Below are 7,480 nucleotides of genomic sequence, written 5' to 3'. Positions count from 1 at the left end.
ACTGGAAGCTGGCAGATGCGGTGTATTTGAACCCAGAACGCCCTGAAGTTAACGGCGCAATGGGTTAGCAGCGGAAGTACCAAGGCGACAGGTACCTTGACACGTACCGAACGCCAAAAAAGTACCCAAAAAGGCTCGCCCCGAGCGTCCGGCCCCTCGCTTAGGCTCGGCGTTCCTTCGCTCCGGTATCCATCCGGGGACACTGCCCGCAGGTTGGCTTCGCTACGACCTACATGCAGCGTGTTCGACTGTGTCGAACGGCGCTGCGCGCCACTCCCCGGATGCACACCTCCACTCAGCCTCCCGAGGGGGCGGGTGAATCAAAAGCCAGATCAAAAGCTTTCAGGCGAGCTAACGCTCGGCCTGATGAGTGGTGAGAAGCGGCGGGTGTACACCGATGTATGTAGGAGCCTGGCTTGCCAGCGATGGCGGCCTGACAGCCGACCAATCTCCATCAGGTGTACACAACCCAACTGTGGGAGCGAGCCTGCTCGCGAAAGCGGTATGCCAGACAACATTGATGTTGAATGTTAAATCGCATTCGCGAGCAGGCTCGCTCCCACAGGGATTGGCGTTTACTGGGGGATTAGCGATGTGGCGCGGGTTTGGGCAGTTCGAGGTTGTCCATCATCCGGTTCGCGGCCAGTTCGGCGAGCATGACGATCTGCTGGATGGCCATGGCGGTGTTGCGGTGCGGGCCTTCCAGGTAGGTGGCAAAATCGCCGGCCATGACGCTGGCCTGGGCCAGGGTTTCACAGGTGTGGGCCAGCAGATCTTCGTCTTTGAGGTCCGGTGCGAGTAGGAACATGGTGCTGGGTTTGCGGGTGGGCGGTGATTTCAGGGCTGCGGGGTTGAGGTAGTGATTCAACGCGCGTTCGGCGGCGTCGTGGAATTTTTTGGAATCGACGGAATCGTAGGGGGAAACGTCGTCGGTTTCCGGGGGATTCGGAGTTTCTTTAATCATATGGAAGTTACTCAATGGCGATGAAATGGAGCTGCCATCTTTCGATTTCCAGGCGAAAGGGTGGCAACTGTGCGCGGACTGGAAAAACCGGACCACCATCACACCCGGCAGACCTGAAGGTCTCCCGCGCACAGCCGCCATAACAAAGAACTGCGTGCAAAAAAAGCGCCGCAGTATGCCATGAGGTGTGATGGAGGGTTGTCAGGTTTTCCAGACCTGATCGCTGATTTGGCAGCGACACCCAAAGCCTACCCATTTCCCGTCTGACCCAACAACCGACAGAACGCGTCGGAATCCTTCCTCAAAATCAGCGCGTCTGTAGGACCGTGAGATCAGTTCGCCAGCCGAGCCCCGCCCAGACTCCCGCTCAATTCATACGCCGCCAGCTCCGCCTGATGCGCCGCCAGAATCTCCGGCAACGAGCCGCGCAAGTACTCGACCCAGGTCTTGATCTTCGCGTCGAGATATTGCCGTGAAGGGTAGATCGCATACAGGTTCAGTTCCTGCGAGCGGTAGTTCGGCATCACCCGCACCAACGTGCCGTTGCGCAGCCCTTCAATCGCCGCATACACCGGCAGCACGCCAACGCCCATGCCGCTGGTGATCGCGGTTTTCATGGCGTCCGCCGAGTTGACCAGGAACGGTGAGCTGTTGATGGTCACGGTCTCCTGGCCATCGGGGCCGTCGAAGGCCCATTTCTCCAGCGGGATCACCGGGCTCACCAGGCGCAGGCACATGTGGTTCAGCAGATCGCTGGGCTTTTGCGCGCAACCGTTGGCTTTCACGTACGCCGGCGAGGCGCAGACGATGCTGTAGGTGATACCCAGCCGCTGGGACACGAAGCCGGAATCCGGCAGTTCGCTGGCGAGGACGATGGACACGTCGTAGCCCTCGTCGAGCAAGTCCGGCACGCGGTTGGCCATGGTCAGGTCGAAGGTCACGTCCGGGTGCGTCTTGCGATAACGGGCGATGGCGTCGATCACGAAGTGCTGACCGATGCCGGTCATGGTGTGCACCTTGAGTTGCCCGGCCGGCCGCGCATGGGCGTCGCTGGCCTCGGCTTCGGCTTCTTCTACGTAGGCGAGGATCTGCTCGCAGCGCAACAGGTAGCGCTTGCCGGCCTCGGTCAACGCGATGCGGCGGGTGGTGCGGTTGAGCAGGCGGGTTTGCAGGTGGGCTTCCAGGTTGGAGACCGCGCGCGAGACGTTGGCGGTGGTGGTGTCCAGTTGCACGGCGGCAGCGGTGAAGCTGCCGGCCTCGGCCACGTAACTGAAGGCGCGCATGTTTTGCAAAGTGTCCATGGGGTGCTCTCAAGGGAGATGGCAAATTGTGACACAAGGTTTCAAGGTCTGAGACCCCGACCAAGGGATTATCGCGTGAACGGTAACAAAGATTCACAAGAATCCCAGCTTATCGCCAACCAGACCCACCCCTAGAATTGCGCCACTGCAGGAGCCGGGCTTGCCCGCGATGGCAGCACCGCGGTCATCCAGACCCACCGCGGTGCTGCCATCGCGGGCAAGCCCGGCTCCCACAGGATTTCGTACCTCCCCTATTTCAGGAAATCGCAGCAGTGCCGCGTCGCATCAGCAGAGCGCTTCAGACGCTCAGTGTTTTGGCTTTAACCCTGGCAATCAGCGGCTGCATCGGTACCGGAGGTATTGCCCCGCAGGGCAAGGCACTGGAGGCTGATTCACTGGCCACCGACGAAGCTATTCAACACGCTGCGCAGGACGCGCACTGGCCCACCGCTCAGTGGTGGCGGGCCTATGGTGACCCACAACTGAACCGCTGGATCGACCTCGCCGTGCAAGGCAGCCCGAGCATGGCCATGGCGGCGGCGCGGGTGCGCCAGGCCAAATCCATGGCCGGCATCGCCGAGTCAGCCGAGTCGTTGCAGATCAACGGCGAATCCACCCTCAAGCGCCACAACTGGCCCACCGATCAGTTTTACGGGCCGGGCGAGCTGGCCAACACGACCACCTGGGACAACAACGCCGCGCTGGGCTTCAGCTATGCGCTCGACCTCTGGGGCCGCGAAAGCAATGCCACCGAGCGCGCCGTGGACATGGCGCACATGAGCGCCGCCGAAGCGCGTCTGGCGCAGCTCGAATTGCAGAACAACATCGTGCGCGCCTACATCGAGCTGTCGTTGCATTACGCCCAGCGCGACATCATCGAGGCGACGCTGCAGCAGCAACAGCAGATTCTCGACCTCGCACAGAAGCGTCTGAACGGAGGCATCGGCACGCACTTTGAAGTCAGTCAGGCACAAACGCCGTTGCCGGAAACCCATCGCCAGATTGATGCGCTGGACGAAGAAATCGCCCTCAGCCGCAACCAGCTTGCGGCCCTGGCAGGCAAGGGGCCGGGCGAAGGCGCGCAATTGCAGCGGCCAACGCTGTCGTTGGGCGCCGCGCTGAAATTGCCGTCGTCGTTGCCCGCGCAATTGCTCGGCCAACGCCCGGACGTGGTTGCCAGTCGCTGGCAAGTGGCGGCGCAGGCTCGCGGTATCGATGTCGCCCACGCCGGTTTTTACCCCAACGTCGATCTGGTTGGCAGCCTCGGCTACATGGCCACGGGCGGTGGGGCGCTGGAGTTTTTGACCGGCAAGAAACTCAACTACAGCGTCGGCCCGGCGATCTCGTTGCCGATTTTCGACGGCGGGCGTTTGCGCTCCGAGTTGGGCGAAGCGTCGGCGGGGTATGACATCGCGGTGGCCAAGTACAACCAGACGCTGGTCAACGCGCTGAAAAGCATCTCCGATCAGTTGATCCGCCGCGAGTCGATGGACAAGCAACAGACTTTCGCCGCCGAGTCCGTGGCCACCGCGCAGAAGACCTATGACATCGCGATGATCGCCTATCAACGCGGGTTGACCGACTACCTCAATGTGCTTAACGCGCAGACGTTGTTGTTCAAGCAGCAGCAAGTTCAGCAGCAGGTGCAGGCGGCGCGGTTGAGTGCTCATGCGGAACTGGTGACGGCGTTGGGTGGCGGGCTGGGTGCGGGTAATGATGTGCCGAAAGATAGCCAGACCGCAGCGCCGAAAACCCCAGCCCTGCTTAAGAGCCTCTCGAATTGAACACGAACCCTGTGGGAGCGAGCTTGCTCGCGATGAGGCCGTGTCAGTCAATGCATGTGTCGCCTGACACTGCGCCATCGCGAGCAAGCTCGCTCACACAGGTTCTGCGACTTAATCGAATCTCAATGAGCAGGATTTCATGACTCCCTTGCCCGCACCCTTGCGCTGGCTGTATTCCCTTGAATGGCGCCGGGGCTTTTTCGACTGGGCACGCAGCGATGGCGTGACCTGGGTCTACATCTTCAAGGTGTTGTTCGCCGCCTTCCTGACCTTGTGGCTGGCCATGCGCCTGGAATTGCCGCAACCGCGCACGGCGATGATCACCGTGTTTATCGTCATGCAGCCGCAAAGCGGTCAGGTGTTCGCCAAGAGTTTTTACCGCTTTCTGGGCACCTTGACCGGCTCGGCGGTGATGGTGGCGCTGATTGCCTTGTTCGCGCAAAACACCGAACTGTTCCTCGGCTCGCTGGCGATCTGGGTCGGCATCTGTTCGGCCGGTGCGGCGCGGTATCGTAACTTTCGCGCCTACGGTTTTGTGTTGGCCGGCTACACCGCCGCGATGGTCGGTTTACCCGCGTTGGCGCACCCGGACGGCGCGTTCATGGCCGCCGTTTGGCGGGTGCTGGAAATCTCCCTCGGCATTCTCTGCTCGACGCTGGTCAGCGCCGCGATCCTGCCGCAAACCGCCAGCGCGGCGATGCGCAACGCCTTGTACCAGCGTTTCGGCGTGTTTGCCCGGTTCGCCACCGATGGCTTGCGCGGTCGCAGCAAACGGGAGGCTTTCGAAGCCAGCAACGTGCGTTTCATCGCTGAAGCGGTTGGGCTGGAAGGCTTGCGCAGCGTGACCGTGTTTGAAGACCCGCACATGCGTCGGCGCAACGGTCGGCTCAATCGTTTGAACAGCGAGTTCATGGGCATCACCACCCGCTTCAACGCCTTGCATCAGTTGCTCGAACGCTTGCGTAGCAGCGGTGCCGAGCCTGCGGTTGCGGCAATCAAACCGGGTCTGCAGGACCTCGCGGAAGTGCTCGACGGTTTCAGCGGTCGTGCCCTGACCGATGCGGACGCGGCACGCCTGGTTGTCGAGTTGAGCGCTTATAAAGAAGGTTTGCCGGCGCGGGTTCGCCGCTTGCGGGCGACTTTCCAGGAGAGCAACCCGAGCGACGCCGAGCTGCTGGATTTCCACACCGCGTACGAGTTGCTCTATCGCTTCGTCGACGACCTGCACAGTTATGCACAGACCCACGCCTCACTCGCCGATCACAGCCACGCGCGCGAGCAATGGGACGAGCCGTTCACCCCGCAAACCAACTGGATGGCCTCGGCGGCGTCGGGGATTCGGGCAGCGTTCATTCTGGTGGTGCTCGGCAGCTATTGGGTGGCGACCGCATGGCCCAGCGGCGCGACGATGACCTTGATTGCGGCAGCAACTGTCGGCCTTTCAGCCGCCACGCCGAACCCGAAACGCATGGCGTTTCAGATGGCCTGCGGGACGTTCCTTGGCGCACTGATCGGTTTCGTCGAGATGTTTTTCATCTTCCCGTGGATCGACGGATTCCCGTTGCTGTGCGTGATGCTCGCGCCGGTGATCGTGCTCGGTTCGTTCCTCACGTCGCGACCGCAATACGCCGGTGTCGGTCTCGGCTTGCTGATCTTCTTCAGCACCGGTTCGGTGCCGGACAACCTGACGGTCTACAACCCTTACGCCTTCATCAACGACTACATCGCCATGGTGCTCGGCATGCTGGTGTGCGCGGCGGCCGGGGCGATTATTTTGCCACCGAACAGTCGCTGGTTGTGGCGGCGGTTGGAGCAGGATTTGCGAGGGCAAGTGGTGTACGCGATCAGCGGCAAGCTCAAGGGATTGGCGTCGAGTTTTGAGAGCCGCACGCGGGACTTGCTGCATCAGGCGTATGGCCTCGCAGCGGGGCAACCGCAGGTACAAAGCAACTTGCTGCGCTGGATGTTCGTGGTGCTGGAAGTCGGCCACGCGATCATCGAGTTGCGCAAGGAGCAGGCGGTTCTGCCGGTGCATCCGGCCTACGCCGAATCGCAGCCGTGGCGCCAGGCAATCCGGGTGATGGGGCGTTCGCTGGTGCGGCTGTTTCTGCAACCGAGCCAGAACAATCTGGAGCGCAGTCTGGTCGCGGTCGACCATGCGATCAGCCGTGTGCAAGCCACTGACGAACCTTTCGCACCGCACTTCGACACCTCCGCCTTGCGTCGGGTGAAGAGCTACCTGCACTTCATTCGCACCTCGTTGCTGGACCCGCAATCACCGCTCTCGGCCTACACGAAAACCGCGCCGCAAGGACTTGAACATGCCTCGTGAAATCGCCTTCCACGGCGTGTACATGCCCACCATGACGCTGATGTTTTTCATCGCCGCCGCACTGGCCTGGGCGCTGGACCGGTTCTTGTCCGGGTTCGACCTGTACCGCTTCTTCTGGCACCCGGCGCTGCTGCGCCTGAGCCTGTTTACCTGTCTGTTCGGCGCCCTGGCGCTGACCGTTTACCGTTGACTCTCTTTCACTGAGAACGCCCTGATGAAAAAGCTTTTCAGCCTGCTCGCCACCCTGTTGGTGCTGGCCCTCGCGCTATGGATCGGCCGGACCTTGTGGGTGCATTACATGGACACCCCGTGGACCCGCGATGGCCGGGTGCGCGCCGACATCATCAACGTCGCCGCCGACGTCACCGGGGAAGTGGTGGACGTACCGGTGCGTGACAACCAACAAGTGAAGAAGGGCGATCTGCTGATGCAGATCGACCCCGAGCACTATCGCATCGCGGTCAAGCAGGCGCAGTCGCTGGTCGCATCACGCAAGGCAACGTGGGAGATGCGCAAGGTCAACGCCCGCCGCCGTGCGGACATGGACAACCTGGTGATCTCCCGGGAAAACCGTGACGACGCCAGCAACATCGCCGACTCGGCACTGGCCGATTATCAACACGCGCAGGCGCAACTCGAAGCCGCCGAGCTGAACCTCAAACGCACCGAAGTGCGGGCGGCGGTGGACGGGTACGTGACCAACCTCAACGTGCATCGCGGCGACTATGCGCGCATCGGCGAAGCGAAAATGGCCGTGGTCGATATGAACTCGTTCTGGGTGTATGGCTTCTTCGAAGAAACCAAATTGCCGCACGTGCGCGTGGGCGATAAGGCCGACATGCAGTTGATGAGTGGCGAGGTGCTGAAAGGGCATGTGGAGAGTATTTCTCGCGGCATCTACGACCGGGATAACCCTGAGAGCCGCGAACTGATTGCCGATGTGAACCCGACGTTCAACTGGGTGCGATTGGCGCAGCGAGTGCCGGTGCGGATTCACATTGATGAAGTGCCAGAGGGGGTGCTGTTGGCGGCGGGGATTACGTGTACGGTGGTGGTTAACTCAGCAGTTGGCGAGTAACCCTGTGGCGAGGGGGCAAGC

General features: G+C 61.6%; 6 protein-coding genes. 4 read left to right on the top strand and 2 right to left on the bottom strand.

Annotation, left to right across the window (positions count from 1 at the left end; genetic code table 11):
• Positions 1-586: 586 nt before the first annotated feature.
• Positions 587-964 carry a DUF6124 family protein gene (locus H8F22_RS08740; RefSeq protein ID WP_194939958.1) on the bottom strand — a complete coding sequence of 126 codons (378 nt, stop codon included), beginning with the start codon at positions 962-964 and terminating at the stop codon, positions 587-589.
• Between the two features lie 332 nt (positions 965-1,296).
• Complete coding sequence (locus tag H8F22_RS08735) at positions 1,297-2,265, bottom strand: LysR family transcriptional regulator (RefSeq protein ID WP_027924598.1); 969 nt, start codon at positions 2,263-2,265, stop codon at positions 1,297-1,299.
• A gap of 272 nt (positions 2,266-2,537) precedes the next feature.
• Between H8F22_RS08735 and H8F22_RS08730 the strand changes: the two genes are divergently transcribed.
• From H8F22_RS08730 to H8F22_RS08715, 4 genes are all read left to right on the top strand, one after another.
• On the top strand, positions 2,538-4,049 hold the full coding sequence (locus tag H8F22_RS08730; RefSeq protein ID WP_027924599.1) for an efflux transporter outer membrane subunit: 1,512 nt from the start codon (positions 2,538-2,540) through the stop codon (positions 4,047-4,049).
• Between the two features lie 139 nt (positions 4,050-4,188).
• Positions 4,189-6,381, top strand: coding sequence for an FUSC family protein (locus tag H8F22_RS08725; protein WP_027924600.1), 2,193 nt, complete (start codon positions 4,189-4,191; stop codon positions 6,379-6,381).
• Positions 6,371-6,571 carry a DUF1656 domain-containing protein gene (locus tag H8F22_RS08720; protein WP_007896379.1) on the top strand — a complete coding sequence of 67 codons (201 nt, stop codon included), beginning with the start codon at positions 6,371-6,373 and terminating at the stop codon, positions 6,569-6,571. The genes H8F22_RS08725 and H8F22_RS08720 overlap by 11 nt, the downstream gene beginning before the upstream one ends.
• A gap of 24 nt (positions 6,572-6,595) precedes the next feature.
• Positions 6,596-7,459 (top strand): efflux RND transporter periplasmic adaptor subunit, encoded by an 864-nt coding sequence (locus H8F22_RS08715; protein WP_194939957.1) that lies wholly within the window; start codon positions 6,596-6,598, stop codon positions 7,457-7,459.
• Positions 7,460-7,480 lie beyond the last annotated feature (21 nt).

This window comes from Pseudomonas mucoides, assembly GCF_015461845.1.
Classification (GTDB): Bacteria; Pseudomonadota; Gammaproteobacteria; order Pseudomonadales; family Pseudomonadaceae; genus Aquipseudomonas; species Aquipseudomonas mucoides.
Note: the sequence above shows the minus strand (reverse complement) of the source record. Positions and strands in the feature narration are given on the sequence as shown.